Genomic DNA, 18,920 nt, shown 5'->3' with positions numbered 1-18,920 from the left:
AATTCAACCACATAATGAAACCTAAAAGCAGACAATAAGTCTGATTTTGTGACAAGATGGTTATGTTTGTAAAACCAAAATATCTTGGTTTGGTTTTTGAAAACAACCAAAAACTTCCAAGGAAGGGTAATGGCTATGGAAATTTCGTTTTATAAATATCAGGGAACAGGCAACGATTTTGTGATGATCGATGACCGGGCTGACATTTTTCCTGACAGGGATCTTTCTTTGATCCAAAGACTCTGCGACCGCAAATTCGGGATTGGGGCTGACGGATTGATCCTCATCAGGGATGTCGAAGATCATGATTTCGAAATGGTGTATTTCAATGCTGACGGCTCTCAAAGTATGTGCGGAAACGGTGCGAGGTGTGCCGTGGCATTTGCAAAGTTTTTGGGAATCATTGACCAAAAAACCAATTTTCTCGCCATCGATGGGGAACATCAGGCGTTAGTCGTGGGGGACTGGATTGAATTGGAAATGCGTCCTGTTCTGAGCCTAGCCAATGCCGGTCAGGATTATTTTGTCAACACAGGCTCACCCCACCATGTGAAATTTGTGGAAAATGTCTCCGATTATCCGGTTTTTGAAGAAGGAAAAGAAATACGCTACAGCAGTGTATATGCACCAAAGGGCACCAATGTGAATTTTGTCACTCCTATTGCTAAGGACGAAATCCATGTCAGGACTTATGAAAGAGGGGTGGAAAACGAGACCCTTTCATGCGGGACAGGCGTTACAGCTTGTGCATTGGTCTATGGTTACCAGCATCAGCTCCATGAAGTCAAGATCCAAACGCCGGGAGGAAATCTCAAGGTCAGGTTTACCGAAAGTGCAGACGGCAGTTTTCAGGATATTTGGCTGATAGGTCCGGCTGAAAAGGTGTTTGAAGGAAGGATTGAAATTTAGATCGTGGCAGTGACATCTTGATTTTGGGAAATATAAAAAATAAAGGTTGCTGCTTTTATATCCATTTCCCAAGTCTCATATATTGACACTGATTACTATAATTAAGAAAAACGAAGTAATTTTACCCCCTATTAGATACAAAATACCATATGTTAGATTTTATAGCCAAAGGACTGGCAAAAGTTTTCGGGACGAAGTCAGATAGAGATGTAAAGGAATTGAGTCCTAAAGTTCCCCTGATCAATGAGGCTTTTAAGAAGCTGCAAAGTCTCAGTGATGAGGCCCTAAGGGCAAAGACAGGTGAAATCAAAGCCATCATCAATGCGGACTTGAAGCCTTTTGATGATAAAATTGCCGCTTTTAGGGAGCAGATCAATGGTATGGCGCCAGATAAAGTGCATGAGAAAGACGCTCTTTTCACCGAAATAGAAAAAACCGAAAAATTCAGGGATGAAGCTTTGGAAGTGGTTTTGGAAAAGGTCTTGGTAGACGCTTTTGCAGTTGTCAAAGAAACAGCAAGAAGATTTAAAGAAAACGGAAAGTTGGTAGTGAAAGCCACTTTGAGAGACCAAGAGCTTGCTGCCAAAAAATCCAATATTGAAATCCAGGGAGAAGATGCCATCTGGCACAACAAATGGATGGCTGCCGGCACAGAAGTCGTTTGGGACATGGTCCATTATGACGTACAGCTGATCGGCGGGATGGTATTGCACAAAGGGAAAATAGCAGAAATGGCCACAGGTGAAGGAAAAACCTTGGTTTCTACTCTTCCTGCTTACCTCAATGCACTTTCCGGAAGGGGTGTGCACATTGTTACTGTCAATGATTACTTGGCCAAAAGGGACTCCGAATGGAATGCACCGCTTTTTGAATTCCACGGTCTTTCCGTGGATTGTATAGATAAATACCAGCCAAATTCAGAAGGTAGAAAAAGAGCGTATGCCTCCGACATTGTCTATGGGACAAACAACGAGTTCGGCTTTGATTACCTGAGAGACAACATGGCGCGGGAAGCCGGAGACCTTGTTCAGGGCAAGCACCATTATGCCATGATTGACGAAGTGGATTCGGTTTTGATCGATGATGCCAGGACACCTTTGATCATCTCAGGACCTGTTCCCCGTGGAGACGAGCATGAGTTTATGGAAATGAAACCAAGGGTCGCCACTCTGGTTGACGAGCAGCGAAAGCTTGTGCAGGGTTTTCTCAATCAAGCCAAAAAATTTATCCAGGAAGGAAATGAAAAGGAGGCGGGCTTACCGCTTTTCAGAGCGTATAGAGGTATGCCAAAATACAAGCCTTTGATCAAGTTCCTTTCAGAACCCGGGATAAGGGTGATCCTTCAAAAAACAGAAAATTACTATCTGCAGGATAACAAAAGGATGATGCCTGAGGCGGACCAACCTCTTTTGTTTACCATTGAAGAGAAGACCAATGGCATAGAGCTTACCGACAACGGCATCGAGGTCATTACCCAAAAGAATGAGAATCCTACCTTCTTTATCCTCCCCGATATCGGTATGGAAATCGCCGAAATGGAGAAAAATCCTGACATCGACGACAAAGAAAAGCTCATCAGAAAAGAAGAGCTGATCAAAGATTATGGTGTCAAAGCCCAAAGAATTCATACTGTAAACCAGCTGCTCAAGGCATATTGTATGTTTGAGAAGGATACCGAATATATCTTGGTGGATGGTAAGGTGAAGATTGTCGATGAGCAGACAGGCCGTGTGATGGAAGGAAGAAGATACTCCGACGGACTTCATCAGGCGATAGAAGCCAAGGAGAATGTGAAAGTTGAGGATGCCACACAGACATATGCGACGATCACACTTCAAAACTACTTCAGGATGTACCACAAACTTGCGGGTATGACCGGTACAGCGGAAACTGAAGCTGGTGAATTCTGGACAATCTACAAACTCGATGTGGTGGTGATCCCTACCAACAGAAACATTATCAGGGAAGACCGGGAAGATAAAGTTTACAAAACTGTTAGAGAGAAATTCAATGCAGTGGCTGACGAAATCGTGGAACTGACCAAAGCAGGAAGACCGGTATTGGTGGGTACGACCTCTGTGGAGATTTCTGAAGTATTGAGTAGAATGCTCACTATCCGAAAAATCCAGCACCAGGTATTGAACGCCAAGCAACATGCCAGAGAAGCGGACATTGTCGCCGAAGCCGGAAAGCCAGGAACAGTGACCATTGCTACCAACATGGCCGGTCGTGGTACAGATATCAAATTGACTCCGGAATCAAGGAAAGCCGGAGGTTTGGCTATCGTCGGTACAGAAAGGCATGAGTCAAGGCGTGTTGACCGTCAGCTCAGAGGACGTTCAGGACGTCAGGGGGATGTGGGTTCTTCCCAGTTCTTTGTTTCTTTGGAAGACAACCTGATGCGGATGTTTGGTTCGGACAGGATCGCAAAACTTATGGACCGCATGGGCTTGGAAGAGGGAGAAGTCATCCAACATTCGATGATTACCAAATCAATCGAAAGAGCCCAAAGGAAAGTGGAGGAAAATAACTTTGGTGTTAGAAAGAGACTATTGGAATATGACGATGTCATGAATTCCCAAAGGGAAGTGGTCTATAAAAGAAGGAGAAATGCCCTCAAAGGGGAACGTCTTGAATTGGACATCCTTAATGTCATGTATGATGTTTGCTTTGATATCATCCAGATGGGTAAATCTACAGAAGATGCGGATAACCTGAGGATGAATATATTCAGTTCATTGGGAATAGACCATCCATTCAGCGTAGAGGATCTGAAATCCAAAGAAACTGGCGTACTCACGCAACAGCTATTTAATGCCGCATACCAACATTATGTGGGCAAAAACGAAAGCATTACCAACAAAGCCCTTCCAGTTTTAAGAGATGTGTACACCAACAGAGGAGCCACTGTGAAAGAAATCATGGTTCCGATTTCGGATGGCTTCAAGCAGATCGGAGTGCTGGTTAACTTGGAATCTGTTGTGAAAAACGAAGGAAGGGATTTGATCAGAAACATCGAAAAGAACGTCACTTTGGCGATCATTGACCAAAACTGGAAAGAGCATCTCCGTGACATGGATGACCTGAAGCAATCTGTACAGAATGCGGTTTATGAACAAAAGGATCCTTTGTTGATTTATAAATTTGAGGCTTTTGAAATGTTCAAGCGCTTCGTCGGCAAACTCAATGAAGATACCATTTCATTCATAGCGAAAGCAGATCTCCCTGCCCAAGACCCAAATCAGGTTAGGGCAGCACAAGCTCCAAGAAGGGAAGAAAACCAAGTAAAAGCATCCAAAGAGGAAGTAGGCAGCAGCCTAAATCCGGGAGGCGGGAGACAGGCAGCAGCAGCTGTTGCCAATAGAACCGCCCCTCCACAGATCGTCGCTCCGAGAAAATCCGATAAAGTTTATGGAAGAAATGACAAGGTTTCTGTACAATATCCGGACGGGAAAGTAATGAAAGACGTCAAGTTCAAAAGTGTGGAGCAGGATGTTAACTCAGGCAAATGTGTGGTCATAGAACATTAACAAAAGCATCATGAAAAGGTCACTCCTGATTTTGATATTTCCGGTAATTTTGATGAGTTCTTGCTCATTGATTAAGAAAACATCGGCACCAACCAATGAATTTGAAAATTATCAGGAAGATTTGAGCGGGTCTAGGATAATTTTCCCTGACTTGGAGGAGCAGGCGGCAAAAGAAGAAACTGCCCCAAAGGGCGGTGAAAAAGTTTTGTCTGCTGATGACGACCTTGAAATCGCACTTAATAATCTCAAGGAAGCCAATAAAGCAGAAATGTATTGGAGTGGATATACGGTTTTGGTATACAGTGGGGTGGACAGGGATTTGGCTTTCAAGACAAGAAATGACCTTTTCACTTATTTTCCGGATTTCAAAACTGACATGCAATACCAACAGCCGCGGTACCTTGTCAAGGTGGGAAAGTTTGTCAACCGAATTGAAGCCCTTACTTATTACCACCAATTGAAAGAAAATTTTCCTTCATCAAGAATCATCCAAGACAGATTTTTGAGAGAAGGTTATGTCATTCCTGAACCGGTTACGGATGGTCAACAACAAAATTAAGGAGTTAGCCGCTGCTTATAAATCAGAGTTTATAGCCAACAGGAGGCATTTACATGCACATCCTGAGCTTTCTTTTCAAGAATACAATACAGCTGCATTTGTCAAGCAACAGCTTCTTGGTTTGGGTATAATCCGAGTTGAAGAAAAAGCAGGCACCGGCCTCCTTGCAATTATCGAGGGAAAAAACCCATCCAAAAAAGTCATTGCCCTGCGTGGGGATATGGACGCTTTGCCCATTTTGGAGCAAAACGATGTCTCCTACAAATCCACCAATCCCGGTGTGATGCATGCCTGTGGACATGATGTGCACACGGCTTCCCTTTTGGGCGCAGCCAAAATCCTGAATGAAATCAAGGACCAGTTTGAAGGAACCGTCAAACTAATTTTTCAGCCCGGTGAAGAACTTATTCCCGGAGGAGCTTCCCTGATGATCAAAGACAATGTACTCGAAAATCCAAGACCTTCGGGTATCATTGGACAGCACGTGATGCCACTGATTCCTGTGGGAAAAGTGGGTTTCCGAAAAGGAATGTACATGGCAAGTGCGGATGAACTTTACATCACTGTCAAAGGAAAAGGAGGACACGGCGCCATGCCGGAAACTTTGGTCGATCCGGTTTTGATTGCCTCACACATGATTGTCGCCTTGCAGCAAGTAGTCAGTAGAAATGCTTCCCCAAAAATCCCGTCTGTACTTTCATTTGGTAGAGTGGAGGCTTTGGGTGCTACCAATATTATTCCCAATGAAGTGAAAATACAGGGCACCTTCCGTACCCTCAATGAAGAATGGCGGTCGAAAGCCCATCACCATATGGTCAGTATCGCCAAAGGGATCGTGGAAGGAATGGGTGGAGAATTGGATTTTGAGGTACGCAGGGGTTATCCTTTTCTCAAAAATGCCGAGGCACTTACCGCCAGAGCACAGGAAGCCGCTGTCCAATACCTTGGAAAAGAAAATGTCATAGACCTTGATGTTTGGATGGCCGCAGAAGATTTCTCCTATTACACGCAAGAGATTGACGGCTGCTTTTACAGGTTGGGAACCAGAAACGAAGCCAAAGGAATTGTTTCCGGTGTCCATACTCCCACTTTTGACATAGATGAAGACGCCATGGAAATCGGCGCAGGCCTGATGGCTTGGATTGCCATCAATGAGTTGGGATCTTGATTATTTTATAGAAATAAAGTAGAAATACGCTTCGCGAAATAGTTAGAAATAAAATATCCACTAAGGATTTTAATTATTTTATAGAAATAAAATTGAAATATGCTGCGCGAAATACAAGAGATATATGCTTCGCGATATAGTAGTCCACAATCACGGCTACTTTGGAAATTAATATCCATCAATATCCAATATCCACAAATTTCCACTGTATATCTATAGTATTTCAACCTTATATCGATTGTATTTCCACTGTATATCTAAAGTATTTCAACCTTATTTCCATAGTATTTCCACTGTATATCTATTGTATTTCAACCTTATTTCAGAATAAAAATGAAAAGTACCAGATCAATAATCCTGACATTGCTGATTTCCCTGACCCTGACTTCCCAATCATTTGCTTGGGGACCCATCGGCCATTATGTTATCGGAAAGCTTGCGGAATGGCAGATGAAGCCAAAGACCATCAAAAAGGTGGAGGAGATCCTTCAGCAGCAGTCCATCTCAGGGGTCGGAGTCTGGATGGACAATATCCGTTCCGATAAAAAATACGATTATACCAACACCTGGCATTGGGTCACCACTGCTGATGGGGAATACGATCCGGCCTTACAGGAGAAAAATGGTGACGCTTATGAAGCATTTTTGAGGATCAAAGAAAACCTGAAAAAAGGTGGTCTTACTGCCGAAGAAGAGAGGGACCAATTGCGGATGTTGATCCATATTGTGGGCGATTTGCATCAACCTTTCCATGTAGGCAAGCCCGGCGACCGCGGAGGCAATGATGTCAAAGTCAGTTTTTTCAACAAAGAGACCAACATCCACGCGATTTGGGATTCCGACCTGATCGAAGGAAAAAAAATGAGCTATTCAGAAATGGCAACGGAATTACAAAAAAGAATCAACCCTGTTTTGATCCAAAAGTATACAGCTGCGACTCCTGCTGATTGGCTGAGAGAGGCTGCCGCAATGAGACCTGACATGTATGATATTCCTGAAAACGGTCGCATTGGCTATGAATATATCTACAAACATTACCACCATGTAGAGGAAAGATTGACAGCTGCGGGTATCCGGTTGGCACAGGCATTGGAAGAAATCTACGGAAAGTAAACTTAATTATAGAATCATGTTTGGACCGGCGCTCAAAAGTGCCGGTTTTTAAGTTTTAACAATAAGGTTAGAATCAATTAGCTTTTCAATATTTTGTTTTTGAGTTTTGTGATTTGGAAGCAAATAATGTTTGGATAATTATTCGCTCTGATTTTTCTGGTTAATCCAATCTGTAAATTAAAAAATGGAAATTATCATCATTATTGCGCTAGTCTTGTTGAATGGAGTTTTTGCCATGTCTGAACTTTCCCTCGTTTCATCGAGGAAATTCAAATTGGAAGCGGCCAAGAAAAAAGGAAGTTCGGGTGCCAAAGCCGCTTTGGACCTCTCCGAAAACCCGGGCAAATTCCTTTCCACAGTTCAGATCGGGATTACGCTCATCGGGATATTACTTGGGGTGTATAGCGGCGAAAACCTCACGACAGAAGTAACAGATTTTTTGTTACAATTTGATATCCTTAAACCGTACGCCAAAAACTTGGCTGTCGGTATCATTGTTGTTTTTATCACTTATTTGTCAATAGTATTGGGTGAACTTTTCCCAAAACGACTCGGAATGACTTTCCCTGAGCCGATCGCCATGTTTATGGCAAAGCCCATGAAAATCCTATCCATGATCACTTCGCCTTTTGTGTGGATATTGACAAGTTCCAATGACTTATTGCTTACCATTTTTGGGGTCAAAAAATCCACCGAAAGCAAAGTCTCTGAGGAAGAAATCAAAGCCATCATCAAGGAAAGTGCCGAAGGGGGAGAGATTCAGGATATCGAGCAGGACATCGTAGAGCGGGTATTTGAACTTGGGGACCGGAATGTCAATTCCCTCTATACCCACAGCAGTGATATCGTTTACCTAGATACAAATGACACTTGGGACGAAATCAAGGCAAAGATCAATCAAGAAAAACATTCGGCTTACCCTGTGGTCAAAAACAATGACCTTGACGATATCTTGGGGATTGTTTTATTGAAAGACTTATTCTACCCGACAACGGATGCGGCCTTTGATATTACAACCTACCTAAAAAAACCTGTTTATATCAACGAAGACACTTCTGCATTTAAAGTCTTGGAATTGTTCAAGGTTGAAAAAATACACTACGGGATAGTAATTGATGAGTATGGTACAACCATTGGGATCGTCACTATGGATGATGTCCTCGATGCTTTGATCGGCGATGCAACCGAAATCGACCAAGATGAATATCAAATCCTGCAGCGAAATGAAAACAGCTGGCTTGTCGATGGCCAATATCCAATAGTTCCTTTTTTGAGGTATTTTGAACTAAATGTAGACGAATTTTATCAGGGAAAATTTTCTACTGTTGCGGGACTGGTGATGAACCGTAGTATCAGAATTCCTGAAATTGGAGATAAAATCATCATTTCAGACCTTGTAGTAGAAGTGATCGATAAAGATGGACAGCGGATTGACAAAATTATGGTTTCAAGAATGGAAAAGAACGATTGATATTTTTTGACAGCTATCTTCTCCCAAATACCCTAGTTAAGAATTGAATCTTAGTGGAATGGCTTGACAATGTGAATTTTGTTTTTGAATTTGCATACAAAATAGAAAAGTGTCCATTCGAGTTCTGACCGGTCTTTTCTTTGTTATTGTTGTCACCCTCGATCTTTTTAAAGCATAATTCAAATGAAAAATCACTATAGGCAAGTCTTGGCTTTCTTGGTATTTTTCAATGTAGTTTTTGCCTTTTCGGACAGCTTCGCCCAAGGCAAACCCAAAGGCATGGTCAAAATCCAGGGAACTCCCCCCGAGGATTTCCCGATATTTTATGAGCGCTTTCACTCAGACTCGGCTTTCCAAATGTCGAGAATCATATTTCCGCTGCAGGGATTGAGGCAATTTGGAAAGGAGGAAATCCCATGGACTGCGGACAATTGGGAACTGATGCGGACAAGGATTTATCAGGTCGACACGACGCAGTTTAAGACCAAAATAAAGCATAAGAAAAAATACTTTGAACAGACGCTTTGGATCGAAGGCACCAACTTTTCATCCAAACGCAGGTTTGAACTCCTCGGCAACAGGTGGTTTTTGGTTTATGCGTTTGAGGGAAGTCTCTAAATATTAATAAAACAATAGCGGGATAAACACACCACCATCGATAATTTTTGCATCACTTCCTCTTCGCCTTAAATGTCCCATTGGGCTGGACAAACAATACCTCAGCAATATTGCCTGACTCTCCTTCTACAAATTCCAGTTTGAAGCCATCCAGGATTTTTAAGGCAAATTTGTGCTTTTCCAGTGGCAGGAGCTCGTATTCAGGTTGGCCGGGAACAAGCAAGTACAGGGTGTTTTCACCTTTGATATAGGTCTTGGCAACGATTCCCGGCAGTTCGTAATCACCCACATATTTTTCCAATTCAGCTTTGTCCATGATGACCCCTTTTGGAGTCCTTTTGAATTCGAGGTGGTCTACCGCAGGCTCTAACTTGGATACAAAAGAAGAAATCTCCCCGCTGTCATTGGTCCTGAAATTGAACTGAAGCCCAAATCCGCCGACAGTATCCACTTTGCCTTCCACCACCGGATAAGGAGAAAAAATGTCATAATGGTGGTGCTTCAACCACATATTATTTTTTCCCGCCTTTGCAAAAAGTGAATCGTTTTTGAAAATAATCTCCAAAGTACCATATCCTGGATTTGAGTAATCTCCGGTATATTCTACCAAAAGATGAGAAGGTTTGGTTCCTGTTTTTTGAGAAGAGGTTTTGGTCGCCAATGCTTCTTTTTCAGCTGCTTTGGCTTTGTCGGAGCGTTCCTTGTAGGTTTTGTTCCAATCGGTCCTCATTTCTTTCAGCACCCTGTCGCTGATGATATTGCGAGCCAGACTCGGGATGACCGAGCCGTTTTGATTGGCTAGAACTATGATGCCGATACTGTCTGTCGGGAAGAAACTGACATTGGCTGAAAACCCATCAATATTGCCCCCATGCTCGACCCGGTAGTGTCCTTTGTAGGAAGAAGTAAACCAGCCAAAGCCGTAATTGGAGATATGTTGGTCGGGAAATTCCTTATCAGGAATGCCTCCACTGATGACCATTTGGGAACTCATGGCTTCCTTGATATAAGATTCGGGAAGGATTTGTTTGCCTTTGAATTTGCCGCCGTTGATCCAGGTCATGACCCAATTTGACATTTCGGTGACGTTGCTGTTGATGCTTCCTGCCGGACCCATGGCCGCTATGTCGTAATAATCCATCTTTTTGATGACAGAATCATTTTTGACTTGGTAGCCAAAAGAGGCTTCTTTTCCGTTTTTGAGGCCATCGATTACTGTGCTCGAGGTTTTCATTTCCAAGGGTTGGAAGAAATGCTGGTCTATATTTTCCTCCCAGCTTTTTCCGGTAATGCGCTCGGCGATTACTCCTTGGGTAAGGAACATAAAATTGTTGTAGTACCATCTTTCACGCACTTTGGCAAAAGGCTCCTGGTAAACTATCCTTTGCATGAGACTGTCCCTTGAATTGCTCGAAAAGAGATACCAACTGATGTCATGTCTCGGAAGACCGGTCCGGTGAGTCATGATGTCACGGATGGTGATGAGTTCGTTCATTTCAGCATTTTTGAATCTCAATTCCGGGATATGCTTGATGGGGCTGTCTTCAAAAGTGAGTTTGCCTTCTTCCTTCAAAATGCCAAGAAGACCGGATGTAAATGCCTTACTGCTTGACCCTATGGCAAAATTAGTGTTGGGAGTGACGGGAGTTTTGTTTTCATAATCCCGATAGCCAAAGCCTTTAGAATAGACGATTTTATCTTTTTCAACTACCGCTACCGCAAAACCCGCTGCATGCCAAGTTTTCAGCAATTTATCGAGTTCGGCATCCAAGCCGGCGAATCTGTCTGTGGAGGATTTTTTTTGTCCGAAGGTGGTAGAAATCGAAAAAGTCAGGAGGAGAAAAAGGAAGATATGTTTCATAGAGGGCTGTGGTTTAAAGGGATTAATTTAGGGAATTTTACTGAATGGAGAATATAGTAAAGGAAAAGTAGGAATAGAATTTTTACTTCACTAAAATCAAATGTTAGAAAAGAGAATCGTTATATTTCTCATATGGAAACTATTCAAATATCTATACTTAACCCCAAGGCAAAAAAATTGCTACAGGACCTTGCTGATCTTGAATTGATTTCGATCCTAAAGCCTGAAGAAGACAATTTTGAAAATATCCTGAAAAGATTACGGGAAAAAGCGGCTTCTAATCCGCCCACTTTGGAAGAGATTACTGAGGAAGTTGAAATAGTCAGAACCCAAAGATATAATGAAAAATAATTTCCCATTAGCTTATCCCCTCCTTCCTCTTTAATTTGGGCCTATAACCATTAGCAAGCCTTTGTCCTCTTTTTTTGATACCAAAATAGATTACCTCCGTGGAGTAGGTCCCCAAAAAGCAGTCCTTTTCAATAAGGAACTGTCCATATTTACCTATGGGGAACTGATCCAACATTATCCCTTTCGCTATGAGGACAGGACGCAGTTTTTTAAGATAAAAGACATCAACGAGGACCTGGAGCATGTGCAGGTTGTAGCCAAAATCCGGTCAATTGAGACGATCGGGGAAGGGAACAGAAAAAGACTTGTAGCCTATATCTTTGACGAAACCGGGGAAATGGAACTCACTTGGTTCAAAGGAATCCAATGGGTCATCAAAAAACTTATCATTGGTGTTCCTTTTGTCTTCTTTGGCAAGCCCAATAAATACGGAAGGAAATTCAGCATCGCCCATCCCGAGATGGAACCGGTGACAGCCGTGCAGGAGGAAAAGAGTTTTTTCCAACCGGTCTATCCGACTACTGAAAAACTCAGGGCCAAATTTTTTGACTCCAAAGGGATTTCCAAAATTATGGAAGGGTTGGTTCAGGTGGCTTATCCCCAGATCCAAGAAACCATGCCAGAGGATATCCTGCAGCGGTTCAACCTTATTTCCAAAAAAGAAGCCGTCAAAAAGATTCACTTTCCTGATAATCCTGAAATCCTCAAAAAGGCAAGGTTCAGGCTGAAGTTTGAAGAGTTTTTCTTTGTGCAGCTTAGGTTACTGAAGTTGAAACTTACCAGAACCGAAAAGTCAAAGGGTCAGATTTTGAACCAGACTGACCTTTTGACCAAATTCTACAAAGAAAACCTGCCGTTCCAACTGACCGAGGCGCAGAAAAGGGTTGTCAGGGAAGCTTTTGCTGATATGAAATCCGGAAAGCAGATGAACCGTTTGATCCAGGGAGATGTAGGAAGTGGCAAAACCATGGTGGCATTTATCTGCATTCTGATTGCCATCAGCTCCGGGGCACAGGCTTGCTTGATGGCGCCAACAGAAATTTTGGCAAACCAACACCATGAAGGCTTGAAAGAATATGCAGGCCTGATGGGTTTGAACATCGCTTTGCTTACAGGATCTACCAAAAAATCTGCCCGTAAAGTCATCCATGAAACATTGCTTTCAGGGGAACTGCATATCATCATAGGAACACATGCGCTCTTGGAGGATGTAGTACAGTTCAAAAATCTAGGCTTGGCGATTGTGGACGAGCAACATCGGTTTGGAGTGGCTCAACGGGCCAAGCTTTGGGCCAAAAACGAGCAATTTATCCCTCATGTCTTGGTAATGACAGCTACCCCGATACCGAGGACTTTGGCCATGACTCTTTATGGGGATCTGGACATTTCAGTGATTGATGAAATGCCTGCGGGGAGGAAGCCGATACAGACTGTGCATCGCTATGACAAGGATCGATTGAAGGTTTTTGGATTTATGCGCAAGCAGATCCAATTGGGAAGACAGATTTATGTGGTGTATCCCTTGATTGAAGAATCCGAAACATTGGATCTCAAAAACCTGATGGACGGATTTGAAAGCATCAGCAGGGCATTTCCCGAATATCCTGTCAGCATAGTAAATGGTAACATGAAGCCTGCCGACAAAGACTTCGAAATGCAGCGATTTGTGAAGGGGGAAACCAAAATCATGGTGGCTACCACTGTCATCGAAGTCGGGGTCAATGTACCCAATGCATCCGTCATGGTGGTGGAGAATGCGGAGCGCTTCGGATTATCACAACTGCATCAGTTAAGAGGTCGCGTTGGCCGTGGCGCTGACCAATCCTATTGCATTCTGATGACCAAATACGAATTGTCAAAAGACAGCCGCGTCCGGTTGGAAACGATGGTCAGAACCAACAATGGATTTGAGATAGCAGATGTAGACCTGAAGCTCCGTGGACCGGGAGACTTGATGGGCACACAACAAAGCGGCTTGGCGGATTTGCTGATCGCTGATCTGAGCAAGGATGCTCCAATTCTGACGATGGCTAGAGATGCGGCCCAATTACTGTTGCAGGATGATCCCGACCTGAGTTTACCCAATCACGCCATGGTCCTCCGTCAGATCAAAAACCAAAAGAAGCACGCGATTAATTGGAGCAGGATATCTTGAAAAATTCTCCCACAGATAGCGCAGACTTTCGCAGAAAAAATGTTAGAGAATCAATAGTGAAGAAGTCTCACTGGAATTGTCTGCGTCGATCTGCGTGATCTGCGGGCTGTTTTTTTGTTCCCGCAGATTTCGCAGAAAAAATGGAGGAAACAAAATTCACGTAAAATTCCAAAACAACTATCTAATTCAATCCGCGTGAAACGTAGGGTTTTTTAATTTTCTCCCGCAGATTTCGCAGACCTTCGCAGAAAAATGAGTGAACTGTATGATTAAGAAATTAAAGATCCATGACTTTTCTAAAGATTCCATTTTCGATTTCAGCCTCATTAAAGTTCACCAAGATTCCCAATTTTTTTTGGCTTAGTTTCAAATAAGTAAGCAACTGCTTGTGATGGATTGCTGATAACTCAAAAACAGATTTTACTTCAATTATAACTTTATCTTCAACCAATAGGTCAAGTCGATATTGGCCAAGCAATTCTTCATCATAAAGTATTGGTAAAAAGACTTGCCGCTCCACTTTAAGACCTTTTTTTCTTAGCTCATATTCCAAGGCCAATTCATAGATAGATTCCAAAAGTCCCGGCCCAAGTTTTTTAAACACTTGAAAAATCGCCCCTCTTACTAAATAAGAAATTTCGTTTTCATGCATGACTAAAAATAACATTTTTCTGTAAATCCACCTGTGATTTCAAAGACAGAATTAATAGATCAAAATTATTTCAATATTTCCCACAGATTTCGCAGACCTTCGCAGAAAAAATGGTAGAGAATCAATAGTGAAGAAGTCTCACTGGAATTGTCTGCGTCGATCTGCGTGAAAACAATTAAATCATTACCTTTTTCACCGTTTTTGCAGATTCGAGGATGGCATTGACGATGCGGATATCTCTCAATCCTTCTTCACCCGGAACAGGCATTGGCTTGCCACCCATGATGGCCAAGGAATCCATGTCCATTTGGTTAGCTTGTTGCCAAGGCACCTGGTAAGGGAAGTTGATTTCACCCAACGGACTTTTTCCTTTATTGCCTGAATAGGCTGAAAACGGCGCCATTTCAATCAAGCCTTTTTCACATTTGATGTTGAGGAAGTTGGTGTTTTCAGCAAAGGAAGTTTTGATATTGCCGATCACGCCACCGGGAAATTCCAGTTGGGCCTCCACGATTTCACCCAATCCATCCTTGTAGATTTCAGGCCTTTCGGTCCATACTTTCGCAGCGTTGACGGCAATAGGTTCCATCCCGCTGCCCAATCTTGCTCCCTGAATGGCATATACTCCCATGTCATAGATCACACCTCCACCCATTTCACGTTTTTGCTTCCAATGGTCTGTCCGTCCTTCTCTATAACCTGCTGCACAATCCACCTGGAGAACTTTTCCGAGCTGACTTTCCTTGACTATTTTTTGGTAAGCAAGGGTGTTTGGTTCGTGCTGACAACGATAGCCGATCGACAGACTCACTTTGTTTTTCTTGCATGCATCAATCATGGTCTGACATTCCTGTACGGTCATGGCCATGGGTTTTTCACACCACACATGTTTGCCCGTGGCTGCAGCCTTGACCACATATTCCATGTGCATCGAAGGTGGAAGGACAATATAGATCACATCGATATCAGGATTATTGGCAATGCCCGACATGTTTTCATAGTTGTATATGTTTTTGTCAGGAATGTTGTATTTGGCTTTCCAGGTTTCTGCTTTAGCGGGAGTCCCAGTAACGATTCCGGCTAGGTGGCAGTGCTTGGTAATCTGGAGTCCGGGCGCAAGTAAGTCGGTGCTATAGTAACCCAATCCCACCAAGGCGACCCCAAGTTTATCTTTTCTCAAAGGATTGCATGATGCTATAAGATTAAGTGGAGAGAGTAGGCTGGCTCCTGTGACAAGTGTTAGAGTTTTGAGGGTATCCCTCCTGTTGAAGTTTTTCATATTTAATAGGTTTATGGTTAATCTTTGATGAGTAAGATCTTAACATCTTCAATTTAGCCATTTTTGGACTATCGTTCAAAAAAATCATTAAATTAGAAGGGAATCCGATTTTCCACCAAATCCAAAATACTATGAAAATGCTCTTACTAACCGTTTTATTCCTCCTTCCGGTTTTTGCTTTTGCCCAAGGAACACATAAACCAGTACTTACTTTAGAAGACGCCAAGCGGATGGCTGACGCAGCCGAAGCCAAAGCCAAACAGGAAAACTGGAATGTGGTGATTGCGATTTTGGATGATGGCGGACATCTGATTACGCTGAGAAGGATGGATGGGGTTCAGTTGGGGAGCATTGACCTGGCACAGACCAAAGCCAAAACCGCTGTTTTTTACAAAAGAGCATCTAAGGTTTTTGAAGATCAGGTCACACAGGGAAATAACCGTCCTTTATCCATGCCGAATGTTTTTGCTTCGGAGGGAGGAGTTCCCATCATAAAGGATGGAGTAGTAATCGGGGCAATCGGGGTTTCAGGAGTGACCTCTGTTCAAGATGGCATCGTGGCAGCTGCGGGGTTGGCTGTATTGTAAGGCTGTCTTGATCTAATTAAAATTTTTATCTAAAAATCATTCCTGGAAGGTTTTATATAATCATTCAAAAAATCATAGTGGGCGCAAAAAAAATCCCCTTCTGAAATTATCAGAAGGGGCTATGGTTTAATAGGGAGCGAAGTTATTTGTTGTTCTTGAAGAACCTGTCATGGAACCGGTACCTTGCATCATTGGCGGCCTTGATAGTTTTGGATTCTGTATTGATCACCATCACAGGAGGATTGTCATCCTTTGGCAATGCCTTGGGCCATTCGGGAAGGCCTTCTCCATTTGGATTACCGGTTTTCACAAAATTTGTGAAGAATTCCAACATGGTTTCAGAGGTTTTGTAATCATCTTCTGTCCAGGCAAATTCTTTGATGCGGTCAAGATTTCCCATCGCATACTCGATTTCGGCGGCATGTGGAGCGCCAAGGTCTTTTGGTCTTGGAGGAGTATTGCTTGCTCTTTTGGAAGTTCCTCCGGCCAATCCGGTTTCCAAAGTTTCATCCACCAAAGGCGGTCTCAACTTGGCATACAAATATCTGTAGACAGGTTGGTCGGAGTTGCTGCGGTGAAGGTCAAACCACTTCCAAGTACTATAAGAAATAAACCTGTCACCAGCCAAATCCATAGCAGAGTAAGCCACCTGCTCTTCTGTCTCATGCGGATACAGCTTCAACACTTCCTCAAAATCATTGGGATAAGCCTGCTTTACCTTCGTGATGAAATTTTCTTTGGTATATGGCAATCCCTGCATGAAAGCAGTAGCAGGATATTCCTGTGTATTCCAACCCAAAAGCAATGGAACCGGTGCTTGCTCACGTGCATTGAAGATTTCTACCAAACTTTTTGGAAGCACATGGCCATCGAGGACAACCGGGAATTTAAGTCCTGGTGAATCCTTATACATCTCATAGATGTCTCGGGCAGGGAGTTTTCTCATTTCGGCAATGCTTTTGACGCCGAATTTCTGTAGAAATTCCACTCCTATTTTTTCAGCTTCTGCCAAAGTGGTCGGGGCCAAAGCTGAAACACCTGACCCACTTTCTCCGATTGCTCCTGCTATCAGATTTCTAGACAATGGGGAAGCCATTTGGTAACTGACAGCAATCGAACCTGCTGATTCGCCGGCAATGGTAACTTTCTTGGGGTCTCCGCCAAAAGCAGCAATGTTTTCATTGACCCATTTCAGGGCCATTGCCTGATCCAACAAAGCATAATTTCCAGATGCTTTGTACGGTGCCTCAGCACTCAGTTCTGGATGGGCAAGGAAGCCAAAGATGTTGAGTCTATAATTGACAGTCACGACGACAACCCCTTTTTTGGCCATACTTTCACCGTCATATCTCGGTTCTGAACCGTCTCCCGTCACAAATCCACCTCCGAAGAAATAGACCAATACAGGTAAATCCTTACTTGATCTTGTTGTAGGAGTCCACAGATTCAGGTAAAGACAATCTTCACTGACTCCGTTGGACCTAGAATTCATGTCTCCCCAAACGAGCTTTTGCATGGGTCGTGGGCCGAACTCTTTTGTCACTTTTATACCAGACCAATTGTCCATCGGTTGTGGTGCTTTCCATCTCAAATCTCCAACAGGAGGTTTTGCAAAGGGAACTCCGAAGTAGGTTTGAATTCCGGTTTTGGTATTGTAATCCCCTTCAATGGTGCCGTTTTTGATCGTTGTTTGTACAGGAAATGCGTCTTTTCCTTGGGCCAACAATGCATATGAACCCATAAGGAAGAAAACAAGAGTGAGTAAGCTATTTTTCATATCGATTTAAATCTATTGTCTCATAATGAGACAATAATAATTGTTTGTTAACATTTTTCCTATTTACTTGAAGGATTATTCATCAGCCCCCAAGTATGACAGTTCTCGAAACGCAGGGTTTTTTACCCCATATCGCATTTGATTCGGTTGTTTTTGGTTTCTCAAAAGGAAAGCTGAAAATCCTGCTGATGGAATACCATGATACCGGTTGGCTTGCTTTGCCCGGAGGTTTTGTCGGGAAGAATGAAGACCTCGATGAAGCGGCCAAACGTGGATTGAAAGAAAGGACAGGTTTGGACAATATCTACCTGGAGCAGTTTTACACTTTTGGAAATATGGCAAGGTTCCGGCCTGAGGTGATGCAGACAATTTTGGCAGCCAATGGTTTTCATTTGGATTCGGACCATTGGATGTTGGACAGGTTTATTTCGGTCTCCTATTTTGCCTTGATTGACTTTGAAAAAGTAATCTTGACCCCGGATGAATTGTCGGATTCTATTGCATGGTATGAAATCGAAAACCTGCCAAACCTGATTTTGGACCACAATGCGATCGTAAAGAAAGCCCTGCAAACTTTAAAGGAAAATTTGGAACGGAAACTTATCGGAGGAAATCTGCTTCCGGAGAGATTTACGATGAATGAGCTGCAGCAGGTTTATGAAGCTATTTTTGGCCAAAAACTCCGAAGAACCACCTTTCAGAGAAAAATGCTAGGGCTAGATATCCTTGAAAGACATGAAAAATTATACACCGGCAAAAGCCACAAAGCACCGTATCTGTATAGTTTTAGGAAGGTCTAGCATCTCAAATATTCTTGGATTCAATCTCTTCATTATATTTTCTAAATTTTTTTCACCAAATTCAAAAACACCAATCAACCAGACCATAGA

Annotated in this window: 15 protein-coding genes; 11 read left to right on the top strand and 4 right to left on the bottom strand. The window is 42.9% G+C overall.

Annotated features, from left to right (window positions below; all coding sequences use genetic code 11):
* Nucleotides 1–135 precede the first annotated feature (135 nt).
* From dapF to MMU05_RS07390, 7 genes are all read left to right on the top strand, one after another.
* The gene (dapF, locus tag MMU05_RS07420) at nt 136–909 is read left to right on the top strand and encodes a diaminopimelate epimerase (RefSeq protein WP_241141200.1); all 774 of its coding nucleotides are present in this window, start codon (nt 136–138) and stop codon (nt 907–909) included.
* A gap of 149 nt (nt 910–1,058) precedes the next feature.
* Nucleotides 1,059–4,439 (top strand): preprotein translocase subunit SecA, encoded by a 3,381-nt coding sequence (gene secA / locus MMU05_RS07415; protein WP_241141042.1) that lies wholly within the window; start codon nt 1,059–1,061, stop codon nt 4,437–4,439.
* Nucleotides 4,440–4,449: 10 nt separating this feature from the next.
* Nucleotides 4,450–4,998 (top strand): hypothetical protein, encoded by a 549-nt coding sequence (locus MMU05_RS07410; RefSeq protein ID WP_241141041.1) that lies wholly within the window; start codon nt 4,450–4,452, stop codon nt 4,996–4,998.
* On the top strand, nt 4,979–6,166 hold the full coding sequence (locus tag MMU05_RS07405) for a M20 metallopeptidase family protein (protein WP_241141040.1): 1,188 nt from the start codon (nt 4,979–4,981) through the stop codon (nt 6,164–6,166). The genes MMU05_RS07410 and MMU05_RS07405 overlap by 20 nt, the downstream gene beginning before the upstream one ends.
* Nucleotides 6,167–6,499: 333 nt before the next feature.
* Nucleotides 6,500–7,279 carry a S1/P1 nuclease gene (locus tag MMU05_RS07400; RefSeq protein WP_241141039.1) on the top strand — a complete coding sequence of 260 codons (780 nt, stop codon included), beginning with the start codon at nt 6,500–6,502 and terminating at the stop codon, nt 7,277–7,279.
* A gap of 184 nt (nt 7,280–7,463) precedes the next feature.
* Entirely contained in the window at nt 7,464–8,750 is a 1,287-nt protein-coding gene (locus tag MMU05_RS07395; protein ID WP_241141038.1) for a hemolysin family protein, read from the top strand.
* 183 nt (nt 8,751–8,933) lie between these two features.
* Complete coding sequence (locus MMU05_RS07390) at nt 8,934–9,368, top strand: DUF4348 domain-containing protein (RefSeq protein ID WP_241141037.1); 435 nt, start codon at nt 8,934–8,936, stop codon at nt 9,366–9,368.
* Nucleotides 9,369–9,420: 52 nt separating this feature from the next.
* On the opposite strand, the gene MMU05_RS07385 is transcribed toward MMU05_RS07390, so the two are convergent.
* Nucleotides 9,421–11,229: a serine hydrolase gene (locus MMU05_RS07385; RefSeq protein WP_241141036.1), complete on the bottom strand. Its 1,809-nt coding sequence runs from the start codon at nt 11,227–11,229 to the stop codon at nt 9,421–9,423.
* A gap of 132 nt (nt 11,230–11,361) precedes the next feature.
* Between MMU05_RS07385 and MMU05_RS07380 the strand changes: the two genes are divergently transcribed.
* Together MMU05_RS07380 and recG are read left to right on the top strand one after the other, a co-directional pair.
* Nucleotides 11,362–11,580, top strand: coding sequence for a hypothetical protein (locus MMU05_RS07380; RefSeq protein ID WP_241141035.1), 219 nt, complete (start codon nt 11,362–11,364; stop codon nt 11,578–11,580).
* Nucleotides 11,581–11,641: 61 nt separating this feature from the next.
* Nucleotides 11,642–13,735, top strand: a complete 2,094-nt coding sequence (gene recG, locus MMU05_RS07375) for an ATP-dependent DNA helicase RecG (RefSeq protein WP_241141034.1) — start codon at nt 11,642–11,644, stop codon at nt 13,733–13,735.
* Nucleotides 13,736–14,012: 277 nt separating this feature from the next.
* Here the strand turns inward: recG and MMU05_RS07370 are convergent, their stop codons facing one another.
* Both MMU05_RS07370 and MMU05_RS07365 read right to left on the bottom strand, forming a co-directional pair.
* Nucleotides 14,013–14,402: a GxxExxY protein gene (locus MMU05_RS07370; protein WP_241141033.1), complete on the bottom strand. Its 390-nt coding sequence runs from the start codon at nt 14,400–14,402 to the stop codon at nt 14,013–14,015.
* A 160-nt stretch (nt 14,403–14,562) separates the two neighbouring features.
* Nucleotides 14,563–15,666: a Gfo/Idh/MocA family protein gene (locus tag MMU05_RS07365; RefSeq protein WP_241141032.1), complete on the bottom strand. Its 1,104-nt coding sequence runs from the start codon at nt 15,664–15,666 to the stop codon at nt 14,563–14,565.
* Nucleotides 15,667–15,803: 137 nt separating this feature from the next.
* Between MMU05_RS07365 and MMU05_RS07360 the strand changes: the two genes are divergently transcribed.
* On the top strand, nt 15,804–16,253 hold the full coding sequence (locus MMU05_RS07360; protein WP_241141031.1) for a GlcG/HbpS family heme-binding protein: 450 nt from the start codon (nt 15,804–15,806) through the stop codon (nt 16,251–16,253).
* 142 nt (nt 16,254–16,395) lie between these two features.
* Here MMU05_RS07360 and MMU05_RS07355 read toward each other — a convergent pair whose 3' ends face one another.
* The gene (locus MMU05_RS07355) at nt 16,396–18,030 is read right to left on the bottom strand and encodes a carboxylesterase/lipase family protein (RefSeq protein WP_241141030.1); all 1,635 of its coding nucleotides are present in this window, start codon (nt 18,028–18,030) and stop codon (nt 16,396–16,398) included.
* 95 nt (nt 18,031–18,125) lie between these two features.
* Between MMU05_RS07355 and MMU05_RS07350 the strand changes: the two genes are divergently transcribed.
* Nucleotides 18,126–18,830 (top strand): NUDIX hydrolase, encoded by a 705-nt coding sequence (locus tag MMU05_RS07350; protein WP_241141029.1) that lies wholly within the window; start codon nt 18,126–18,128, stop codon nt 18,828–18,830.
* Nucleotides 18,831–18,920 lie beyond the last annotated feature (90 nt).

Source organism: Cognataquiflexum rubidum (assembly GCF_022538115.1).
GTDB classification, from domain to species: domain Bacteria; phylum Bacteroidota; class Bacteroidia; order Cytophagales; family Cyclobacteriaceae; genus Cognataquiflexum; species Cognataquiflexum rubidum.
This window is presented reverse-complemented; position numbering and strand designations above follow the sequence as displayed.